Here is a 21,127-nt window from a genome sequence, read left to right as displayed (position 1 = left end):
CCTCCAGCCCGTTCAGCGCCATGTCTGTGACGCTGAAGGAGCGAAAATTGCCATCACCATTGGGATGCATGGTTTCTTGGCGCTCAACGCCCCGCCTTTCCCAAGATAGCCTATCGGACACCCAAAATGATTGAGGTCCGGTAGGATAAGCGTGGCTTCAGCTGCCGTTAATTTTCACAGAAGAGACGAAACAAGCGTCACCGGAGTTGGAGACATCACTTGCCTTGGTCGGTGAAGAACGGTTGTAAAGCTGCACCGAGAACTTCGTATCCGGGGGGCGCTGGATGAACGAGATCTGGCAGGAAATTCCCGCACTGCACATCTTTCATTTCGGACGGCGGGTTGCCCGATTGCTGAAGTGGATCTGCAACGATGCCGCATGACATCTGGTAATCCACGTTGACGGTCGTCAATTTGGGATAAAGGTCCTTCAGGGTGCGAAGCTGAGCGTTCAAAGAAAGTCTCTGCTCCTGCCGGCCTGTAAAACCCTCCTCCCTCGGCAGAACCTCTACAATGGTAACGCTAACATTCGGCCACATTTTGTAGATCCTATCCAGGATCTGCTTCGTGGCCACGAGTACGGCACAGGCAGGGGCGCTGTCGCCGAGATTGTTGGTTCCCATGAGCAGGACGACGCGCTGCGGGTTCAACGGCTGCAGATTTGTATCCTGCAGACGCCAGAGAATGCTTTGCGTCCTGTCTGAACCAACCGCGAACTTGAAGGAGCTCTTGCCACCAGTATACTTGTTTATGATGGCTTGAGGCCAAAACTGAAAAATAGAGTCCCCAATAAAAAGAATATCTGTGCTCTTCGGTATCAGCTCCTTAAGCTCTCTGTAGTACTTCAAGGATACCCCTCGTTGAGGCGGTACGGGCGTCGTCGCGACGTCGACCTCTGATTCTTCGCAGCTCGGTGTTGGAAGCCTCGCCTCTTTGGTGGAAGCTTCTGATTTAGTAACATCGGCAAAAGATGCAGAGCTTGAGGCTAGCAGAATTGCAAAAGCGCTAATTATTTTAATCGTCCACGATCGGTGCATGGCGGTGTTCCATCTATTTCGCGTATATGACAAACTAAATTTGCTGCAGCACAACATAAGTGAGCGTTCCATGCCAATTCAAGCCCGACAGGTTCAGAGTAACAAGCTTGAGATCATTCAGATCCTCCGTGCATTCGCAGCACTCTTGGTCGTTGTAGATCATTCCTTGCTAACCCTCATTGATCGAGTGTCATTGGACGTTTGGTTCCGTGAGTTCGCCGTGGCTGCCGGTGGCTTCGGCGTGAGCTTATTTTTCGCCATAAGCGGCTTTATCATGGTTTACACAACCTATGACAAGCCAAGGGGCGCGATTGCAGGCTGGCGTTTTATGCTCAACCGGATTCTTCGCGTTGTACCACTCTATTGGCTCTGCTCCACAATCTATCTCCTTAAGTGCCTCGTTGAAGGAAAATCCTTCACGATGACAGAAATTCTGAAATCCTACCTATTCGTGCCCTATCTAAATCCAGATGGAAAATTTCAACCTTTTTATGGGCTTGGCTGGACCCTAAACTACGAGATGTTCTTCTATCTCTTCTTTGCCGCCACGATCATGTTCAGCTCTCGTGTCGCAAGCTCATTGGTATTTTGTGCGGCGTTTGGGCTTCTGTTCGTATTCACCGATTTTGCTGCCCGTCAAGGCGTGGAACTGCCCGATCCTGTCGTGTTCTGGGGTTTGCCCATTATCCTGTACTTCGTTTTCGGCGTTCTGATTGGCCTCGCCTACTACAAGTGGCCATCGACCCAGCGACTGGCAGTATCCAGTGTTTCCGTTATCGTCATCCTGGGTGCAGCGTTTCTTGCTCTCATGACAACCGCCGTTGCTTCAGGACTTGTAGAGGAGGTGGTTGCACCCGTCCTCATAGCTATTCTGATGATCGTGGCTGTTTTCGGGCGTGTATCAAATCCGGAGCAAAGGTTCTGGTCGGCGGCATCAAAGATCGGTGATGCGTCCTTTAGTATCTACCTCACCCATAGCTTCATTCTGGGGCCGGTGGGACGCGCCTGGGGCCTTATCGGTTTGGACGCACGCCATTGGCTGTTGTTCTGCGTGGCGTGCGCCATTCTGAGTATAATTGTTGGCCTGGCAATGTATAAATACGTTGAACGGCCCCTTGGTGCGCGGCTTAAGAAGACATTTTTGTGATATAGATTTTAGTATCTATCACAACCGTGGGAGCGGCGTGTGCTGAATTATTTTATCGCAGATAGTGCGGACCTTCTGGCATTCTCAACGGCTATTGTATCGTTCTGTTCGCGCAAGGCGAACATCATGATCATGACCTGCGAAATCAAGAGCGACTTTGATCCGATGCTGAGCGCTGTGAGCGTCGACATGATGAAGAAAGCTACGGTGTAGCGAGCCCCAGGATATCCGTTGCGCGCCCACTGAAACAGCAGCCTGTAGGTGGAATAAACCAAGAGGATCGTCAAAGGCAAACCATAGACATAGATCATCGCGATGACCGAGATCTCGATCCCGAAGGGGGTCTGTAGAATGGTCAGGTAATAGGCTCTTGCGGGTCCCTCGACGCCAATCAACCATTCCTTCAACTGCAATAGTTCAAGAAGCGTCAAAGCGGCAAAGCGCGTATTGGTGCTGTCAGTCGCGTTTATGAAGCGATCCAGCAGAGCATCTGTCACACCAAGCAGTGTTAGTATGGCGAAAAATAGAAATCCGGAGACCACCAGTGCCATTGAGCGTATGCTTTGCCGCACTTTGGCTCTCACCACCAGGCCACTGTGCCGGAGGGCATAGACGCCCGTGATAATGACGACAAATGCAAGTGAAGCGCGTCCGCCAAATGCAAAAATAGCCGCCGCGTGCAGCGCCATTTGCGCGAGATAAGCTGCCGGTAGGCCTAGTGTAATCTGCCGGGTAATCATCGCCAGCAAGAATACTCCTGTTAGCAATGCGTTTAGCAGTGGATGACCCAGCATCGCTGTGGGCCGTCCGTCAAACGTAATGACTTCGTCACTGACGTAATAAGGCAGCAGGCGCCAGGACGTGGCGAGTTCCGTCAGGCCAATTAGGGAGTTAACAAGGAAAAATCCCAGAATGAACTTGTAGATAAACTGCCTGGTGCGCGACCCGGCAAATTGCAGCACGTAGGCAAATATTGCTGGAGAGAGAAATGTAACGATGGCTGCCGATATGTCGCCCGTCCCGGAGCGCGAAAGTACGAAGGTTGCGAATGTGGTTGCCAGGCCGGCAGCCAAGGGCAGGCGGTAAGTGCCTTTGATCCAGGACGGGATTTCGGCTTTGCCTAAGTTGCGCAGCATGAACGTCAGGCCCACGGCAACCAAACCGACGTAAAAGGATGGGTGCAACTTCTCAAGTGTGCTCCCGCCTGTGCCCATGTAGTTGATGCCGATGAGATTAAGCAGGCTGTTTGGCAGCAGGAACAAGGAAACCGGTATCATCCTGATCATGAATTGAAGCATTGGCTAGCCTTGTTCCTGTATCCGTATGCGTGCCATTTTTGGTGGTATTCTCTCAGCCGGTGCCCTATCGAGGCGATCAACTCGATCTTGGGCCTTATGTGGCTTTTCAGCCCTGACGTGCTTATCATGTTGAAAAGACTATCGCACCTCGATTTATAGTCCTTGTGTCATCCATCCAACGATCGTGTTTACCAAATCTTAAGTTCGCGCCAGCGCTATGTTGCGGCTGCGAACGCAGTATGTTTCTATCACGTCATCGTTGATAGATTGAGAGTGCGACAAACGCCTGCCATTCTTTCATCGTATGGCAAAATCTACTTTGATCATGATTCAGATTCGACCGTGTGCTGGATAGGCTGCGTTGCAGGCTGGGAGGGGACCATCAGCGGTACGGGCGAGATAGCAACTGGGGCCTGACGGGCAATATGGCGATAGACGTTTTGATGATCGGTTTGCGCAGTGTGGCCGGCACCCAAGGGGGTGTTGAGTCCCATGTCCATCACCTGTCGCGGGAGATGGATAGGCTGGGTCTCAATGTGGCTGTCACGGTACGCACCCCCTATGCGCCTCCCGGCCAGACATTGCCCGGCACGCGGGTCAAGGTGGTGCGCCTCTGGGCGCCGCGTTCGACGTCCACCGAGGCTTTGACACACAGTTTCCTCAGTGTCCTCTATGCGGCGGTGACGCGGCCGCGGGTCGTTCATATCCATGCCGTGGGACCCAGCATGGTCATTCCGTTTGCCCGCCTGCTCGGGCTCAAGGTGGTGACCACACATCACGGCGAGGACTATAACCGCGAGAAATGGGGTCGTGTCGCCAAGTGGATGTTGCGCTGCGGCGAGGTTTTCCAGGCGAAATTCTCGAATGGCATGATCTGTGTTTCCAAGTCGCTTTCCGCGCGGCTCAGCCAGCAATATGGTCGGCCCTTCACCTATATTCCGAATGGTGTGGTGAAGCCTGAAAAGCTATCGCCGTCGGGTGTGCTGTCCGAACTGGGCATTGAGCCGAACGGCTACATCGTCACCGTCAGCCGTCTCGTGCCGGAAAAACGGCATCTCGATCTGATCGAAGCCTTTTCGAAGATGAAAGACAGCGGTCTGAAGCTGGTGCTTGTCGGGGCTGCCGACCACAAGTCAGCCTATTCCCAGCAGGTCATCGATGCGGCGTCGCGGACATCAGGCGTGATTCTGGCCGGCTTCCGGAAGGGCGCCGAGCTGCAGGACCTGTTTGAAAATTCAGCTGTTTTTGCCCTGCCATCCACTCATGAAGGCCTGCCGATCGCCTTGCTTGAGGCCATGGCGCATGGCTGCAAGGTCGTGGTCAGCGACATTCCTCCGCATCTGGACCTCGAATTGTCTCCCGACAACTATCACAAGGTCACGGATGCAGACGATCTCTCGGCAAAAATCGCCAAGCAGCATGTTGCGGATGGCTCCCGACAGGATTGGAGCGGCAAGCTCCAGCAGTTCCGTTGGGATGTGATCGCGCTGAAATCCGTGGAAAAATATCGTTCCATCGACCCGCGCATCGGCGCTGCCGCGTTTTCTTCAGATGTGGCGGCCACCGCGGTAAGCGATTAAAACGACTTACTAAATCGCCTGGCTCTTTTCCGCCGGTGCTCTGAAGGGCGCCGGCGGTTTTATGTTTTTTAGGTCCTTTTCGTCCCCGCTGCCGCCGCTAGGCCTAGGCTTGCTCCCGTAAACCGAACAGGAGCAAGGCATGGCGAATTACGAAATTCATCTCTGCAGGAGCGGTACCCAATCCGTTTTCGGCGCGGGTATTCCTGTCGCGCTCGCGCGCTATGACCACCACGTCGTCGGCACTGCGACGACGACACCTGCCACGCCTGACATCGAAGCGACCACCAGCAACCAGATCTGGGTGGTAACGGCAATCGATGCGGCAATCCGCGTCGATTTCGAAGACATCGTGACGGCGACGACCGGCTGGCTGGTGCCATCAGGGCGAACCCGCGAATTCGGCTCTGACATCGGCCAGACGCCGTCGGTCATGCTGGCAAGCTAATCCTCCCCCATTCACCTCAACATCTGCGAAAGGAGTTCAGCAATGCTGGGCCTTGGACTTGGACTTACTCTTGGAAGCAGCGCTGGCACCGGCACTTCCCCGCCGGCTGGCTATCAGGAACTGCAGGGAATGCGTCCCGACGGCGGATATGCTGCCCTGCAAGGCGAACTGCCGCTCGACGGCGCGACCACCCTCTACGGAAAGGTGGCGTGAGATGGCCGGAGAGATCGAGAAGCTGGACCTGATCGAAGCCACCCATGGCGTCGGCCACGATATCCATGGCTATGCCGGGCGCTTCCAACTGGCCGACCGCCCGGTCCGGATCACGACGCAAGGGGCAATCCGCGTCAACGAACTCGGCTACGAGCGGGTCATCGCGCCGGCCATCATCAACATCAAGCCGCTTTTGAAGGAGATTGCATGAGCAAGGGCTTACTCTTTGGCAGCGCGGTGCCTCAGGCATTTCGCCTCGATCCGGGGGAGGCGCGCTATATCCCGGGCTTGCTGGATGTGCTGACCGAGCATTCCGATATCTGGGTGTTCGACAATGACTTCCAGCCTGCCGCTATCCAGCCGACGCAGGGGTCGTTCAATCTTGCGCCAGCGCAGGCCGCAATCGCAAGGGCCCAGGCGGCCGGGATTGCATGGCGCCTGCATCTGCTGGTCTATCCGGTGCATGACATGCCCTGGATCAACAGCACAACGCTGACGAGCTCGACCTACAAGTCGATCATCGATGCGCATTTGACGGCGGTCGCGTCAATTCCGGGCGTGCAGTCGGCCTTCAATATCGACGTCACCAACGAGATCTTCGACGGCAACAACACGCTGCCCGGCGGTTACCGGCCGAACCAGTGGTACACCGCGTCGGCGCCAGGCACGGTCCCGTCATCGGCTCCGGGTCCCGGCGTCTTCGACGGACCGGATTGGGTGGCCTACACTTTCCTGAAGGCTCGGCAGTTGTGGCCGAACACGCCGCTCTATTTCTGCCACGACCAGACGGAGCAGATCACCTCGATCTACCACGTCAACCATAACGCCAACATCCTGAACTTCCTGACCAAGGCACTGGCCGCCGGCATCCCGATCGACGGCTTCAACATGCAGGGGCATCTGGGGCTGATCCGGGGCTTTGACGCGCCGAAGCTGAAGGCCTTCATGTCCGCGATCAAGAGCCTTGGCCTGAAGATCATGATCGGTGAGCTGGATTGCCGAACCGGCAACGACACCTTCGCCAACTACACGACGTACGAGTATGACCGGCGATGCTCCGAACTCATCCGCCGCTTCCTCGATGTGGCGCTGCCCTTCCTGGAGCCGGGCGATCCGATCCTCTCCTGGGGAATGTCTGACATCCGCAATCCCTGGACAGTCGGCGAGCGACCCTTGCCGCTGGACGTCTTCTATCAGCCCAAACAGCAATATGCCGCAATCCGCGATTCTTTGAAGAAAGCGATCTGACATGAGCAATATCAAGGATAACCTGACCGCAATCGTTTCCCCCAATGCGGACAACGACCTGACCCAGGGCTATGGGCCGGGCTCCGAGTGGTACGACCTTTCCACCGGCTCGCTTTGGAAGTGCCTGGATGCCACGGCCGACGCGGCATCGTGGATCCCGGTTGCCCCGGAATATCCGGGTTGGCCTGTTGGTGCGTATAAGATCCCGATGCACATCACGTCGGTATCGGACAGCAGCGCCATCACGGCCGATTTGCTGACGATGCAGCCGATCCTCATCCAGCGGCGCACGCTGATCGACCAGATCGCCATGCGGGTGGTGACGATCCAGTCCGGCGCCGCGGCGCGCCTCGGCCTTTACAATACCGATCCGGTGACGCGTCAGCCGGCAGCGCTGGTGGTGGATGGCGGAGAGCTCAATCTCTCCGACTTCTCGGGCGATCGCTGGCGCACGGTCAATGTGATGCTCAATCCGGGCATCTACTGGACCGCATGCATCATGAAATCGGTCGCTACCATGCCGACGGTGCGGCGTGTCGGTGGCGCAAGCTTCGGCCACTTCCTGGCGGGCGATATGACCGAAGTCGGCTCTTCCGCAGCCTATCGCTATCTAAGCGCATCCCGTGCCTATGGCGCTTTGCCCAGCACGGCGCCGACGATGGCCCGTGACAGCGGGACCCACGGCCCGATCCTCTCGCTGCGCGCCGCCATGTAAGCGCGGTCGTCAAGCCGCCCGTCGAAAGGCGGGCGGCTCAGCCGGGGGGGGAGGGTTCAGGCCTTTGCCCCGGTTCCCAGGATATTTTCAAGCACATCCCAATAGGCCTTGATCGCGGGAGCCAGCCGGTAGCGTGCCGCGCCTTCCAGGGCCTTGTCGGCATAGTGCTGCCGCACAGTATCGTCCGTCATCAACTTCAAGGCTTCGGCCATCGCATCGGCATCGTTGACTGGCACCAGGACCCCATATTTTGCCCGGTAAACCGAAGTTACAGTCATGGCGCCTTTTTCGTCCAGGATCTCGGAAGGGCCCGACAGGCAGTTGGTGGAGATAACCGGCGTGCCCAAGGTGATGGCCTCTGCAAGACCATTCGGGAAACCCTCGGCATTGGAGGGCAGCGCGTAGGCATAGGCATGACGCACGATCGGGAAGGGGTTCTTGGCAAAGCCGGGAAAGAAGACCCGTTCGCCGATACCGAGGTCGCTGGCCTGCTTTTCCAGGTCGGGGCGAAGGGGGCCTTCGCCCAGGATCACCAGATCCAGGTCCACGGCCGATTTCGCGAACGCATTCAGCAGCATGCCGAAATTCTTGTTCTCCACCAGGCGACCGACCGCCACAAAATAGGGTCGATCAGTCGGCGCGCGTTCTGGGCCTTCGCTCATCTGCCAGATGGCATCCGTATCCATCGGGTTGGGAATGATCACATTCTTGCTGTCTGCCACGCCGAAGTTTTCGACGAGGTCGATGGCGATGCCGGCCGAAGGGCAGATGATCTTGTCCGCGCGGGGATAGAAAAGGCGCGTCAGGGCCTTGGCAATCTGGCCGGACCGGGTCTTTGGATGGTGACTTGATGCATTCACCCGCTCGCTGATGACGGCCTTGTAGCCAAGCAGGCGCGCCGCGACGACGTTTATGAAGTTGGAGCGGGACAGGAAGCTCAGGCACACCGCGGGCTTGAGCTCCCGCATCAGCTTCAGGCCTTTCCACATGCCCTTGGCAAGCGAGAAGTGGGTGTCCAGCCGATGGACGGTGACCCAATCCGGCAGCTCGTAGGCCGCCTTTTCCTCGTCGAGCAACACGACATGGATGTCATAGCGCCGCGCCCATTCGCCGGAGTTGGCGATCAATCGCGCCATGATGCGCTCGGCGCCGCCACCGGCCAGTGAGTTTATCATGAAAACGACTTTGGCAGACATGGCATACCTATCGCAGCGCTTGAGAGGTTGGCGTTTATCGGATCAGCCTGGAAGCTTGTAGGTCTGGGTTACCACATCTTTCCAACCAGACCGTTGCGCACGCAGCAGGGCGCCCTGTGCCAGACGCTCTCGCTCCACCGGGTCGCGGTAAAGCTTCAGGATCGCCGCAGCAATGGCGGCGCTGTCGTTCTGCGGCACGAGAATGCCCGTTTCCCCATCATCGATCGCATCGGGAACGCCGCCGACATTGGTGGCGACCGAGGGTACGCCGAGCGCTCCGGCTTCAAGATAGACCAAGCCGAAGCCCTCGACTGCGCCATCTGCGGTGAAGTAACCGGGCAGGCAGAAGAGATCGGCCGCCGACAGCGTCAGTTTCACATCGCGATCCGCCAGCTTGCCGGCGATGACCGTTTCGCATGGCAGTTCCTTGGCTGCGGCGCGGACTTCCGCCTCGTATTTCGGATCAAGGAGGGGGCCGACAATCTGCCATTGCACCTTTTCCAGCACGTCCGGCGGCAGCATGGCCAGAGCCTTGGCAAGAACCAGGTGGCCTTTTCGCGGGACCACGCGACCGAGCGAGGCGATCACGAACTTGTCTGCCGGGATGTTCCGCTCCTGACGTGCGGCCTCCTTGCTGACCCGTGCGTTCAACCAGTTTTGCGATACGCCAAGGCCGATCGCGCGAACCCGCTCCTTGGACAGGTTGAAGCCCTCGCGCAGCAATTCGCCGGTATAGCGGCTGTTGGCGACATAATCTGCCCAGCCGCTCCAGAACCGCATCAGGCGCAGCAGGATGGCGCGCTTGGGGTTCTGCATGAAGGTCACTTCGGTGCCGTGGAAGGTCAGCACGCATTTGGCACTGCGGCGATAGCGCGACAGCGCCAGCGGGATGAAGAACGGCCAGTCCGCAGCATGGACGATATCAAAATCCCGCTTTTCCGCTGCGATCTTGCGAACCAGCGAAACCTTGGCCGGGATGTCGCGCATCTTGTGCTCGCCGCCGGGGTAGCGGATCACCTTGAACGGGAAGGCCTTGTCCTTTTCCGTCTGGTCCTCGCCATAATCCGCCGCGACAACCGTGACATCGTGGCCCAGTTCGCAGGCGGCGAGCGCCATCTCAAGAGAATAGGTGCCAATTCCGCCAAGGCGTGGAGAGAATTCGCTCGAAAGGAGAAGCAGCTTCACTTGGACACCTCTTGTTTGGCTTTGGTCTTGCGCGCCAGGAGCTTGCGCGCACGCTCGCTGCAGATCTTCGGAAAGAATGCGATCAGCAATGCGGCATAGAGGGCAAATCCCATCGCCACCTGAGCCGCCAGGATGAATGGCGACGTAGTCGTCGGCAACGCCAGCACCGCCAGCATCATCAGCACGGCCGCCCCGATAATCCGAAAAATGGTCCAGGCAGGGAAGGGGAAGCCGAATTTCAGGCCGGCAATCAGAAGGCTGGTGGCCCAGGTCAGGATGGCCGTGACCAGAGGACCCAAGACGGCGCCCCAAAGACCGAAATTCAACAAGCCAACATAGGTCAAGCCGACGGCCAGCACCAGATCCACCGTTGCAATCATGGTGACGTAGCGCGGCTTGGACCGGATCAGGAAAACCTGATCCGTCGTGTGAGAGCGCAGGTAGCGGAACAATCCGCACAGCGTGGACAGCGGAAGCAGGACATAGGCGGTTTCCCGCATCACTTCCGGCAAGAACGAGTTGATGACGGATGTGTTGATGCCGATCAGGCCACAGGCCACCGGCGCCACGGCAAGGGCGACAAGCGTCATGTTGGTGGCGAGCTGCTTGTAGGCTGCGTCCAGCCCTTCCTGTTCCATCTTGCGAACGGCGAGCGGATAGGCGCCCGCGGTCACGAGCATGACGGCGAAGCTCGATGCCCGGATGCCGAGACCATAGCTGACGGCGAAAATACCTGTAGCCGCGATGCCGAGGGTGTGGTCGACGATGAAGCGCGGGGCATTGAGCGCCACAACCGCGAGCAAGGATCCGGCGGTCACCGGAAGTCCGAACATGACAGCGCTTTTCAGAACTGACATGTCGGGCCGTCCGGCACCGCGCCCGACATCTGTCTGGCTGATGACAATGAGGATGCCGATCAGTTGCGGCAGCATCATCGCCAGCAGGACATATTCCGCCGTAGCAGAGACATAGAGGCTGACAATGATCGAAAGCACCAGTCCGATGGCCGGGAAGACGGCCTGCAGGCAGGTGTATAGCAGGATCTTCACATCAGACCTTGCCCGCTCGGCGAGATAGGCCGCGAGGGAGCGGACCGTCACAAACGTCGTCACCGAGAAATAGAAGAACGGGGTAATCGGTTCATCGAAGTAGTAATGGCTGATCACCAGCATGATCAGGATGTGGGCTACGGTGGAGCCTAGGATCGCCACCAGTTCTGCGCGTCGAAAGCCGGACCGCTGCTCTTGCGTGGAATAGCGCGGCAGGTAGCGCAGCATGAAGTGGGACCACCACATGAACAGGCCGGCAAATAGCACGTCCTGCATGGCGACGACCAGGGTCGCAATGCCGACTTCTTCCACTGGCAGCAGATGCGCCCAGATCAGCACGGAAAGAAGTTGCACCGCCGGAGCGATGATCTGCGCGGGAAGATAGAGCCATGTCTGTTTCAGCAGCATGCAGGAACCGGATCAACTGTTGTAAGGAGGAGCAGTCTTTGCCTGCTCGCTTTTCGAACGACTACCAAGATGAGGCATGCTGTATCGTGATTTCCAAACCACGCGGATCGGCAGTAAAGTGGAGGAACTTCCCTGTCGATTTTACAGTCATGACGGAGCGCTTTACGGCCATTCGTCCTCTATCCATGGAAATAGTCATGAGGTTCATAATCAAACGAATGCCAGATAGACGACCCTTGGGCCCGTCGACTTGGTGGAAACATGCGCCGCATCAGCCCTTTTGCGCTTGCGAAGTCAAGATCAATGCGGGTTGAATCACCTGACATCGTTAAGGCTGGCGCTGTCCTCGGCATGCAAGATACCCCGCATTAAGCTCTCCAACCGATAATGCCCCTGTGATTGTTGCATTGCAATAACGCGTGCCTGTGCGGTGCAGCGATTTTTCGTGGGGTGACGGTTTGTCGCCTCCTGTCCGCCATCAAGCCGTGGTTAGCATCCGAATCGAAGACACTCTCCGTGGGAAAGGAGCGCGCATGGTCCAGAATCGCAACCGCCGTCAGTTTTTGAAAACTGCAGCGCTGGCATCGGCCGGTCTGGTTTTGGGGTCTGCTCCTATGCCCGGTTTCGGCAATATCAGGCTCGATGATAGTGCCAGCCCGCTCGGCGAGCAGAAGAAGATTGCCGCTGCGGCACGGGCCGCCGGGATTACCTTTGGCGTCGCGATCCAGTCCGACAGGCGCATTAGCAAACCGGGGCCGGAGGGCAAGGGCACGCTCGCGGATTTCATTCGTGAAAACAGCGAGTTGTACGTGCCGGGCATCGCCTTTCTGCCGGAGCATTTTCAGCCCAAGGAAGGCTATTTCAACGTCGGCATGGCCAGCGCCTTCATCAAGCGTGCCAAGGCGGACAAGAAGCAGTTCCGCATCCACAGCATGCTTTATCCGGGGCACGATCCTGCATGGGTCTACCAGGCAGTCAACCGCGATAACTGGCGCGAGAAGATGGATCTGCATTTCGAGGTGATGGCCGCCGTGCCGGGCATTCACGACTGCGTGAACCTGGATGTCGTCAACGAGTTGATGGAAGCCAACCAGAAAGACACGGATGGTTACCGACCGAATGCCTGGTACAAGGCTGCCGGCGGACCGGAATACGTGACATACGCGTTCAAGAAGGCCCGCAGCCTGTTCAAGGACAAGCCGCTCTATTGGTGCCACGACCACACCGAACAGATCACGGACGGCTATCACGTGCGGCAGGTCTCGTATGTCTTGGCTGCCCTGGAACGTGCTTTGGAGGATGGGGCTCCGATCGACGGATACAACATGCAGGGTCACCTGCAGTTTCGTCTGGGTTTTGACGAAAAGCGGCTGCGGGATTTCCTGACGGACCTCACAAAGAATCTCGGCCTGAAGGTCATCATCGGCGAGCTGGATTGCCGCACAGGCTATATTATTGATCGCCAGACGGATACACGTTTGCCGCAGGATTACTCCGCAGAGGAGTATGACAGCAAGGCGGCCGACCTGGTGGAAAGGTTCCTGAATGTATCGCTTCCCTTCGTGAAGGATACCGGCAAACAACTGCTCACATGGGGGATTGCCGATGTCGACAATAGTTGGGAGCCGGGAACTGCGCAAAATATCCCAATTAACGAACGGCCTCTCTTGTTCGATTATTCGTTCAGGCCAAAGCCGATGCACGAGGCGATCAGAACATCCCTTCTGGAACTGATCGAAGGCCAGTAAAGGCCAGTATATGCCTGTATAGGCCAGTATAGGGTTGAGCACATCGGCCACATCCGGTAGGATTCGAGGCGGGGACAGATCGTTCCTCTCTCGTGAATCCTGATTGCGTTCAAATTCCTGTTACGTCCCATGAATCAGGATGACAGTTCGCGCAGGCGGATGGTCTAGTCTCCGCCGGGCGCCGCGCTCTCAAAGGAGATTTTGATGAATCGCATAATGACGATCGCAATTGCTGGCGTATTTGTAATGGGTCCCTTGGCGCCGGCCATAACCGGGCCGGCTTTGGCTCAGGCCTCTGCCGAGACCATACCCTCTGATCGGACCACGGATGATATCGGCGCTGAATTGCGCAAGACCGAGCCTGGATCTCGGGCAGACGGACTGATCGGCGCGCTGACAAAGCGGGCCGAGGCCGGAGATTCGGCCGCGATGCGGATACTGGGCGGCCTCTATCGTGAGGGCCGTCTTGTGCAAAAGGACGCTGAGAATGCCCTGAAGTTCTTCGAGCAGGCGATCGAACTGGGTGACAACAGCGCCCTGACCGCTGCTGGCGACCTCTACTATCGCAGTGGTAAGGAACTGGGTCTGGATCCAGTCAAAGCGATTGGCTTCTACCAGAAGGGCGTCGAGGCCGGCGACCGCTGGGCCATGGCGAGCCTGGGAGACGTGTATCGCGAAGGCAAGATCGTGGCGCAGGACCTGCCAAAGGCGCTTGCGCTTTATCAGCAGGCGCTCGGTCTCGGCAACGAGGCGGTGAATACCAAGATCGGTGATCTCTATGCCCGCAATGGCAAGGATTTGGGTGTCGACCCCGCCGAAGCTGTAAGCTTTTACCAGAAGGGCGTTGATTCCGGCGATCGTTGGGCGATGGCGAGTCTCGGCGATGTCTATCGCGAGGGCAAGATTGTGCCGCAGGATTTGCCGAAGGCGCTTGCGCTTTATCAGCAGGCGCTCGCTCTCGGCAACGAGGCCGTGAACGCCAAGATCGGCGACCTCTATGCCCGCAACAGCAAGGAACTGGGTGTCGAGCCTGCAGAAGCGGTGAGCTTCTATCAGAAGGGCGTTGATTCCGGCGATCGTTGGGCCATGGCGAGCCTCGGGGACGTCTATCGGGAAGGCAAGATCGTTCCGCAGGACCTGACGAAGGCGCTTGCACTTTATCAGCAGGCGGTCGCGCTCGGAAATGAGGCGGTCAATACCAAGATCGGCGATCTCTACGCCCGCAATGGCAAGGATCTGGGTGTCGACCCTGTCGAAGCTGTGAGCTTCTACCAGAAGGGCGTCGATGCCGGCGATCGCTGGGCGATGGCCAGCCTTGGGGACGTCTATCGGGAAGGCAAGATCGTGGCGCAGGACCTGCCCAAGGCGCTTGCGCTCTATCAGCGGGCGGTCGCGCTCGGAAATGAGGCGGTGAATACCAAGATCGGCGACCTCTATGCTCGCAGTGGCAAGGATCTGGGTGTCGAGCCCGCCGAAGCTGTAGGCTTCTATCAGAAGGGCGTCGATGCCGGTGACCGCTGGGCTATGGCCAGCCTCGGGGATGTCTACCGGGAAGGCAAGATCGTGCCGCAGGATCTGCCGAAGGCGCTGGCGCTTTATCAGCAGGCTCTCGCGCTCGGCAATGATTCCGTGAACACCAAGATTGGAGACCTCTATTATCGCAGTGCTACAGACCTTGGCGTCGCTGCTGTTGATGCGTTGAGCTTCTACCAGAAAGGGGTCGAGGCCGGTGACCGTGGCGCCATGGCGAGCCTTGGCGATGTCTATCGCGAAGGCAAGATCGTACCGCAGGACTTGGCCAAAGCTCTCTCATTTTATGAGCAGGCGGCCGCCTTGGGCCACACGGGTGTGTTCACCAAGATCGGTGAGATGCACTATCGCAACTTTCTCGAGTTGAAGCTGGATCCGGCTCAGGCCATCGGCTTTTACCAGAAGGGCGCTGACAGCGGCGATAGCTGGGCCATGGTCGGCCTGGGCGACCTTTACCGGGAAGGCAAGGTCGTGCCGATGGATGCCAAAAAGGCGCTGTCTTATTACGAGGCCGCGGTGAACGCTGGAAACCAGCGGGCGCGCGTCTTTGCGGCAGATCTTCTTCTCAAGGGCAGCGCAGCGGATCAGGTTCGCGGGATCGAAATGGCCAAGGCGGCAATGGCGGACAAGCTTCCGTCCATTGCGCCTGTCTGGGCGGATGCCCATCTATACGGACGCGGCATGCCGGCCAATCCCAAGGCCGCGGAACGCATCCTGCGAGAAGCCTCGGAGCAGGGTGACATGGCGGCCACCATCCGGCTGGTGCAGATCTATTCCGAGGGCGCTACCGGGCTTCCGAAAAATCTTGCACGGGCTATGGAACTTCTCGATCAAGCAGCAAGTCGTCTGGCGCCTGAGCGTTTTGCCCAGGAGCAACTGGTCTTGATTGGCATGTCCGCCAAGTCCGCCAAGCAGATGCAGGAATTCGCAGCAGGACTCGATCAACTTCCGCCGGCCGGCCAGGCATCGGTGGTCGGGCGGATTTCCTGGCGAAACGAGAACGCCTTTATCTATGCCTTGCAGAAATTGATGAAAGAAAATGGCGCCTATAGCGGGCCGCTGAATGGCATGCTGACGTCGTCGACAATATCAGGGCTTTACAGCGAGTGCCTCAAGCTCTCCACGACATCGGTTTGCAATGCAGGACCGCTTAGTCGGGAAGTCCGTCCGCTGCTCAGCAATATGTTCCGTTTGCGGGCCGGCATTTGAGGCCTGGCTTCTAGACAATAAAAAACGCCGGCTGATCAATCAGCCGGCGTTGCAGCGCTAATGGACTGCGTCGATTATCGCGTCCACTTCATCGGGTCGGAAGACGACACCGAGATGTAACGGTAGCCGGACTGGTGCCGCTTGACGATGTTCGGGCGCAGGTTGTCCAGCACATACTCGCCCGAGGACGTCTTGACGAGCAGAACCGCATGTCCTTCACCGCTCTGGGTGCGGACCACCGCGACGCGCAGGGCGGAAGCAGGAAGGCCGGCACGGATCAGGCGCTGACGCTTGGTCATCACGTAATCGTCGCAATCGCCTTCGGTGGCCGAAATCCGCCATACATCCGACTTGTCCTGCTTGGGCTTGATCTGGCGATTGACCGAAGAATTGACGGACGAAATGATGTTCTTGATCTTCGGGCTATAGGAAACCTGCGAGACAGAACTTGCCTTGCACTGGTCCGGATGCTCAATGCAGAAGAGCTGGAACTGAAGCGGCGGCAGCTTCTTGCCGCTGAAATCGTGTTGGCGGGCAAGCGAGCCGAGAGGCGCCGCATTGACTGTGCCGATCTGAGTGGACGCAATGGCCGCGAAAACCGCGAGTGCGCCGAGAGCTTTCTTCATCATCATGATTGTCCCCGTTCGAATGGTCGTTTTGACCGTTTTTTCCGGCTCTTCTTCCGCCGATGGGGAGACGATAGGGCATCAGTACCTCCAGTCCGCTTAAACAGGTCCGTACAATTTTATCGTATCTGCGCTTTTTCGATGTTTCATTTTGGAACAAGGACTTGGAAGAGCAAGCAGCAACCTCGGATATTTACCAAAGTGCTAACAAGACCTTCCCTATCCGCACCAAAATTAAGACAGTGACTTGATTGCTGCGGCGCATGATGCTATTTCAAATACAGACTTATAGGAGAGAACCATGAGAAAAATTTCATTTGCAGTCGCTGCAGCAGTCCTGGGACTGTCCTTTGCTCCGGTCTACGCTCAGGCTCCGGCTACCCCGGCTGCCGTTGTTGCTGCTTGCGCAGCAGGCGGAAACTGTGCCGTGATCGTTCAGGCATTTCTTGCAACCGTTCCTGTCGCTGAGCGCGCGGCAGCTATCGGCCAGGTAACCGTATCCCTCGGTAACGCTGCCGTTGCCGGTACGGTTTCCCGTGACGTGGCAGCTGCTGGTGTTGCTGCTGCTGCCGAACAGGCGTCTGGCGCACAGCAGGTCGCTCTGAACAACGTCGTTGAGACGCTGAACAATCCGGCTGCTTCCACGGAAGACATCGCGACCGCTTCCACCAATCCGGGCGCATCCGGCAGCGGCGTTTGATCTGGAATGCATTGCTGATTTTAAAATGCGCAAGCTTGGCTTGCGCATTTTTTTGTGTTTGACGAATTGTGGTGATGTTTTTGGCGGTCCTGCTTTTGTTGGCGGTGGTCGCTAATTTGTTTTTTGGTGGGGGTGGAAGTGGCGCGCGCTAGTCTGGAATTAGCCTCCGTTGCCTGTCTGATGTGTGTGGCATTGGGAGGTCTCGCGACATACCGTGAATCGGCAGCCTTGACCTATGGTGTCCAGGGCGGCGAACGTATTTACGAGCGGATTCGGACCGGCGACATAAGCCTCGGATATTCATACTATTCCAAGAAGCGTGTGATGGTCAGCTGCCTGGATGGCATGTCGCCGTTCAGCATGGCAGTGCGGGCGCCCGAACAGAGCGAAGCCTTTGTAAAGAACTGTCAGGCGCTTTCGGCCGATATACTTGCTTCCACGCCTGTTGACAGTCTCGCCTGGGCTGTGACGGCGAGGGTCGCGTCTGTCGTGAAGGACGCGGCCTTGATGAATAGCGCGCTGATGAACTCCCAGGCGACCGCGCCGAGCGCCGAATGGCTGGCAACGATCCGGGTGGGAATTAGCGAGGCAAACTACGGTTTGCTCGACCAGGCCAATAAAGACGTCAATGCCAAAGATCTCGGTGTTCTGGTTGTCAGCAATTCCGGCGTTGCCGCCATAGCGGATCGTTACTGGAAAGTTCCTGAGTTCAAGGAGCGAATAACGACCGTCGTTTCAGCTTTACCCGACTACGAGCAGGCGCGGTTCCTTGCCTATATAAGAAGAGCCGCTAAATAACGCTGTCGAACCGCGACCGGCCATACTTGTCCCGTCTCAATGCCTGAATTTTCCGCAAGAGCTGAAGCTAGATGAAATTTTCCAATGGCCCGTCCCGTGCAAGGGCTAACACCATTCTCATGTGGGTCACCCTTATCGTGACGGCATTGGTGCCGCTCGCTCTTGGCGGCAATAGGCCCATGGCTTGGACCGTGACCCTCACCGTGCTCGCACTGGCTGGTCTGATCTATCTCCGCACGATCATATCGCTGCAGGCCAGCATGACGATCCCGCTCAGCGAGCTTCGGCTTCGCGTCGGCTTGATCAGTATATTCCTTGTCTACTGTTTCATACAGTTGCTGCCGATCGCACAGTGGTTGCCCAGCGGGCTTGTATATCTGCCCCCAGGCGTTCCTCCACTAAACTCGATAAGCGTCTCGCCACCGGAATCGCTTTTGAACCTGATCACCTGGTTCAATGTCTTCTTCGTCGGCTATTTTGCGATGCAGGCAGGCGGCAATGAGCATCGCTCGCATCGAATGATCGGTTATCTGTTCTGGATCGCGGTGGCGCACGCCATTTATGCTTTCCTGCTGTTTCATGAATTCAACGATTCTATTCTGTTCATGCCCAAGTGGACCTACCAGGGTTCCATGACGGGGGCTTTCGTGAATAGAAATACCTTTGCCACTTTCCTGGCTTCGGGTGCCGTTCTCGGCCTGGTGACCATCGCCTACAAGATGGAAACCCAGCGGAAGTCGTTCCTGGGCTGGTTGTCGCTCAAGCAGGGCATCGTGTTGCCGGTGCTTGGCTGGATCATCATCATGGCAGCCCTGGTGTCCACCACGTCCCGCATGGGCTTGCTGGTCGGGATCGCCGGCGTTGTCCTGACATCCACGATGCTGCTTTTGAAGCGGTCAACGAGTGGCGCCGGTGGGCTCTGGAGGCGCGTCTTACTTGGGGCATTGCTACTCATCGCGGTCGCTGCGCTCTTTGGCCTTTACGGGGCCGGCACGCTCGAACGTGTTGGATCGGTGGAGCGCGAGGCGGACTATCGGTTCGAGCTTTATGAGCAGGTATGGGCCATGGTGATGACCCGTCCATGGACCGGGTATGGTGGTGGCGCTTTCGAGCTATCATTCACGATGTTCCATCACGGCCCGTTGAGCTTTGACCTGATCTGGCAAAAGGCGCACAACACCTATCTCGGTCTGTTTGCGGATTATGGTCTTGCCTTTGGCAGCCTTCCGATCCTCGTCATGTTCATCTCGCTCCTCACCCAGCTTCGGAAATATTTTACATCAGCCACAGTAGATTACCCAACAATCGCATCCATCTCGGTTATCTGTATCGCCGCGCTTCATGCGCTGGTTGATTTCAGCCTCGAGATTCAAGGATACGCATTGTACTTTGCGGCAATTGTGGGTATCGGCGTCGCGCGCACGATTGCCGCCCGACCGGCTGATGGATGATGGTATGAAGGAACTGCTTAAGCGTATTTTTACCAAAACGCAGCCTGAGGTCGAGCAGGCAGGCCGACAGCGTCTGGTCTTCGACAGCCCACCGGAAACTGTCTATGCCATCGGAGACGTCCATGGATGTCTCGCAGCGCTGAAACGGCTGGAAAGCAAGATTGTCGCGGATGCGGCCAATCGGGACGGTCGAAAGCTCCTGGTTTATCTCGGCGACTATATTGATCGCGGTCCGTCGTCGGCCCAGGTGATTGACCATTTGCTCGCCCGCCCACCTGCCGGGTTCGAGCGGGTATGCCTAGCCGGCAATCACGAAGAAATGTTTCTGGATTTCATCCAATCCGACTACCGTCAAAAGGATTGGCTTGCCTTCGGGGGCGAGGAAACCCTGGCGTCCTATGGTGTGTATGTGGGGGCACAACCTGCCAGCCAGTTGCCGCTGAGGGTCCGAAGCTGCGTGCCGGACGAGCATCTTCAGTTTCTCAGGTCGCTGCCAATCATGCTGAAGGCCGGCAAGAACTGCTTTGTTCATGCCGGGATCGACCCCGCCCTGCCGTTGGACAAGCAACAGGATTCGGTGTTGCAATGGTCAAGGCCAAAGGATTTTGCCTGGTCCGGACAAAATATCGGCATGACAATCATTCACGGCCATACGCCCGTACAGACTGTCGACATTACGCCCTCTCGCATCAATGTGGATATTGGCGCCTATCGCGGCGGAGTTCTTGCCGCTGTTCGGCTGGCTGGAGACGAGGTGACCGTCATATATTCCGATTAACCATCACGTTTCATTCGCTTTGCGAATAAGTCCGATTCTGATACAGCCTGACTTACAACTGCAATGCCCGCGGCGCGGGGCACGAGGACGTTATGGAACAAGATATTGATGTGAGAAACATCGTCGGCCTCCTGCGGAGGCAGGCATGGGTCATAACGTCGGTCGTGCTAATATTCCTCGTTGTCACGGCGATCATCGTCTATTCCATTACGCCGAAATATACCGCGACGACGAAGGTTATCGTCGATGTCGCTGCAAAAGATCTTTTGGATCCGAACGAACAGACGGTTTATTCTTCCAACGACATCAACGCCCGTGTCGAGAGTGAAGTCGAGATCTTGCAGTCGGACAATGCGATCCTGAAGGTCATCAACGACCAGAACTTGCTGGCCGATGAAGAATTCGGTGTTTCCGTCGGGTTGATGGATCAGATCAGGGAATACTTCAACCTGACGAACCCGCAGCAGTCGTCTGGAGACGAGTTGCTGGCGCAGACCTTGCAGAAGGTCCGCGCCGCGGCAAGCATCGGACGGCGTGACCTGACTTACGTCATTGGCATTTCGTTTACCTCAAGGGATGCTGAAAAGGCCGCGCGGCTCGCCAATGCCATTGCTGCCGCTTATATCGAGCAGCAGGTGCAATCCAAGGTGTCGCGCACGCTCGCCTCGCGCAACATCATCCAGGGCCAGTTGGGGCAGGCAAATGCTGCGATCGTCGACAGCGAGCGGAATTTCGACGAGTATCTGTCGAAGAACCTTGACAGGAT

At 57.3% G+C, this 21,127-nt stretch carries 20 protein-coding genes; 14 read left to right on the top strand and 6 right to left on the bottom strand.

Features of this window, described 5'->3' with window-relative positions:
- Positions 1-215 precede the first annotated feature (215 nt).
- Complete coding sequence (locus B9A97_RS24660) at positions 216-848, bottom strand: GDSL-type esterase/lipase family protein (RefSeq protein WP_179145392.1); 633 nt, start codon at positions 846-848, stop codon at positions 216-218.
- Positions 849-936: 88 nt separating this feature from the next.
- On the opposite strand from B9A97_RS24660, the gene B9A97_RS24655 reads away from it, so the two are divergent.
- Positions 937-2,184, top strand: a complete 1,248-nt coding sequence (locus tag B9A97_RS24655) for an acyltransferase family protein (protein WP_179145391.1) — start codon at positions 937-939, stop codon at positions 2,182-2,184.
- Positions 2,185-2,231: 47 nt separating this feature from the next.
- Here the strand turns inward: B9A97_RS24655 and B9A97_RS24650 are convergent, their stop codons facing one another.
- Positions 2,232-3,482, bottom strand: a complete 1,251-nt coding sequence (locus B9A97_RS24650; RefSeq protein WP_084368482.1) for a VpsF family polysaccharide biosynthesis protein — start codon at positions 3,480-3,482, stop codon at positions 2,232-2,234.
- 425 nt (positions 3,483-3,907) lie between these two features.
- Here B9A97_RS24650 and B9A97_RS24645 point away from each other — a divergent pair, with 425 nt between their 5' ends.
- From B9A97_RS24645 to B9A97_RS24625, 6 genes are all read left to right on the top strand, one after another.
- A complete protein-coding gene (locus B9A97_RS24645; RefSeq protein WP_084368481.1) occupies positions 3,908-5,062 on the top strand; it encodes a glycosyltransferase family 4 protein in 1,155 nt (384 codons plus the stop codon).
- A gap of 139 nt (positions 5,063-5,201) precedes the next feature.
- Entirely contained in the window at positions 5,202-5,507 is a 306-nt protein-coding gene (locus tag B9A97_RS24640; RefSeq protein WP_084368480.1) for a hypothetical protein, read from the top strand.
- Positions 5,508-5,549: 42 nt separating this feature from the next.
- On the top strand, positions 5,550-5,720 hold the full coding sequence (locus B9A97_RS29935; RefSeq protein WP_179145390.1) for a hypothetical protein: 171 nt from the start codon (positions 5,550-5,552) through the stop codon (positions 5,718-5,720).
- A gap of 1 nt (position 5,721) precedes the next feature.
- Complete coding sequence (locus tag B9A97_RS24635; protein WP_084368479.1) at positions 5,722-5,931, top strand: hypothetical protein; 210 nt, start codon at positions 5,722-5,724, stop codon at positions 5,929-5,931.
- A complete protein-coding gene (locus B9A97_RS24630) occupies positions 5,928-6,968 on the top strand; it encodes an endo-1,4-beta-xylanase (RefSeq protein ID WP_084368478.1) in 1,041 nt (346 codons plus the stop codon). The genes B9A97_RS24635 and B9A97_RS24630 overlap by 4 nt, the downstream gene beginning before the upstream one ends.
- 1 nt (position 6,969) lies before the next feature.
- A complete protein-coding gene (locus B9A97_RS24625; RefSeq protein ID WP_084368477.1) occupies positions 6,970-7,683 on the top strand; it encodes a hypothetical protein in 714 nt (237 codons plus the stop codon).
- 56 nt (positions 7,684-7,739) lie between these two features.
- On the opposite strand, the gene B9A97_RS24620 is transcribed toward B9A97_RS24625, so the two are convergent.
- From B9A97_RS24620 to B9A97_RS24610, 3 genes are read right to left on the bottom strand one after another with little or no spacing between them, the layout of a single operon-like run.
- Positions 7,740-8,879 (bottom strand): glycosyltransferase, encoded by a 1,140-nt coding sequence (locus B9A97_RS24620; protein WP_084368476.1) that lies wholly within the window; start codon positions 8,877-8,879, stop codon positions 7,740-7,742.
- A gap of 42 nt (positions 8,880-8,921) precedes the next feature.
- Complete coding sequence (locus B9A97_RS24615) at positions 8,922-10,064, bottom strand: glycosyltransferase family 4 protein (protein ID WP_084368475.1); 1,143 nt, start codon at positions 10,062-10,064, stop codon at positions 8,922-8,924.
- On the bottom strand, positions 10,061-11,521 hold the full coding sequence (locus B9A97_RS24610) for a polysaccharide biosynthesis C-terminal domain-containing protein (RefSeq protein WP_084368474.1): 1,461 nt from the start codon (positions 11,519-11,521) through the stop codon (positions 10,061-10,063). Before B9A97_RS24610 ends, B9A97_RS24615 begins: the two co-directional genes overlap by 4 nt.
- Before the next feature lie 533 nt (positions 11,522-12,054).
- Here B9A97_RS24610 and B9A97_RS24605 point away from each other — a divergent pair.
- Both B9A97_RS24605 and B9A97_RS24600 read left to right on the top strand, forming a co-directional pair.
- Positions 12,055-13,269, top strand: a complete 1,215-nt coding sequence (locus B9A97_RS24605; RefSeq protein ID WP_084368473.1) for an endo-1,4-beta-xylanase — start codon at positions 12,055-12,057, stop codon at positions 13,267-13,269.
- Between the two features lie 204 nt (positions 13,270-13,473).
- A complete protein-coding gene (locus B9A97_RS24600) occupies positions 13,474-16,008 on the top strand; it encodes a tetratricopeptide repeat protein (RefSeq protein WP_084368472.1) in 2,535 nt (844 codons plus the stop codon).
- 74 nt (positions 16,009-16,082) lie between these two features.
- On the opposite strand, the gene B9A97_RS24595 is transcribed toward B9A97_RS24600, so the two are convergent.
- Positions 16,083-16,640, bottom strand: a complete 558-nt coding sequence (locus tag B9A97_RS24595) for a transglutaminase-like cysteine peptidase (protein ID WP_084368471.1) — start codon at positions 16,638-16,640, stop codon at positions 16,083-16,085.
- A 295-nt stretch (positions 16,641-16,935) separates the two neighbouring features.
- Here B9A97_RS24595 and B9A97_RS24590 point away from each other — a divergent pair, with 295 nt between their 5' ends.
- The 5 genes from B9A97_RS24590 to B9A97_RS24570 all read left to right on the top strand — a co-directional run.
- Entirely contained in the window at positions 16,936-17,334 is a 399-nt protein-coding gene (locus B9A97_RS24590) for a hypothetical protein (RefSeq protein ID WP_143530697.1), read from the top strand.
- 228 nt (positions 17,335-17,562) lie between these two features.
- On the top strand, positions 17,563-18,132 hold the full coding sequence (locus B9A97_RS24585; RefSeq protein WP_143530696.1) for a hypothetical protein: 570 nt from the start codon (positions 17,563-17,565) through the stop codon (positions 18,130-18,132).
- Positions 18,133-18,203: 71 nt separating this feature from the next.
- Entirely contained in the window at positions 18,204-19,583 is a 1,380-nt protein-coding gene (locus B9A97_RS24580; protein WP_084368468.1) for an O-antigen ligase family protein, read from the top strand.
- A 4-nt stretch (positions 19,584-19,587) separates the two neighbouring features.
- Positions 19,588-20,361 (top strand): metallophosphoesterase family protein, encoded by a 774-nt coding sequence (locus B9A97_RS24575; RefSeq protein ID WP_179145389.1) that lies wholly within the window; start codon positions 19,588-19,590, stop codon positions 20,359-20,361.
- A 92-nt stretch (positions 20,362-20,453) separates the two neighbouring features.
- On the top strand, positions 20,454-21,127 hold a 674-nt coding region (locus tag B9A97_RS24570; protein ID WP_244564353.1), incomplete at its 3' end, for a Wzz/FepE/Etk N-terminal domain-containing protein.

The organism is Rhizobium sp. RU36D, assembly GCF_900176345.1.
Classification (GTDB): domain Bacteria; phylum Pseudomonadota; class Alphaproteobacteria; order Rhizobiales; family Rhizobiaceae; genus Allorhizobium.
Note: the sequence above shows the minus strand (reverse complement) of the source record. Positions and strands in the feature narration are given on the sequence as shown.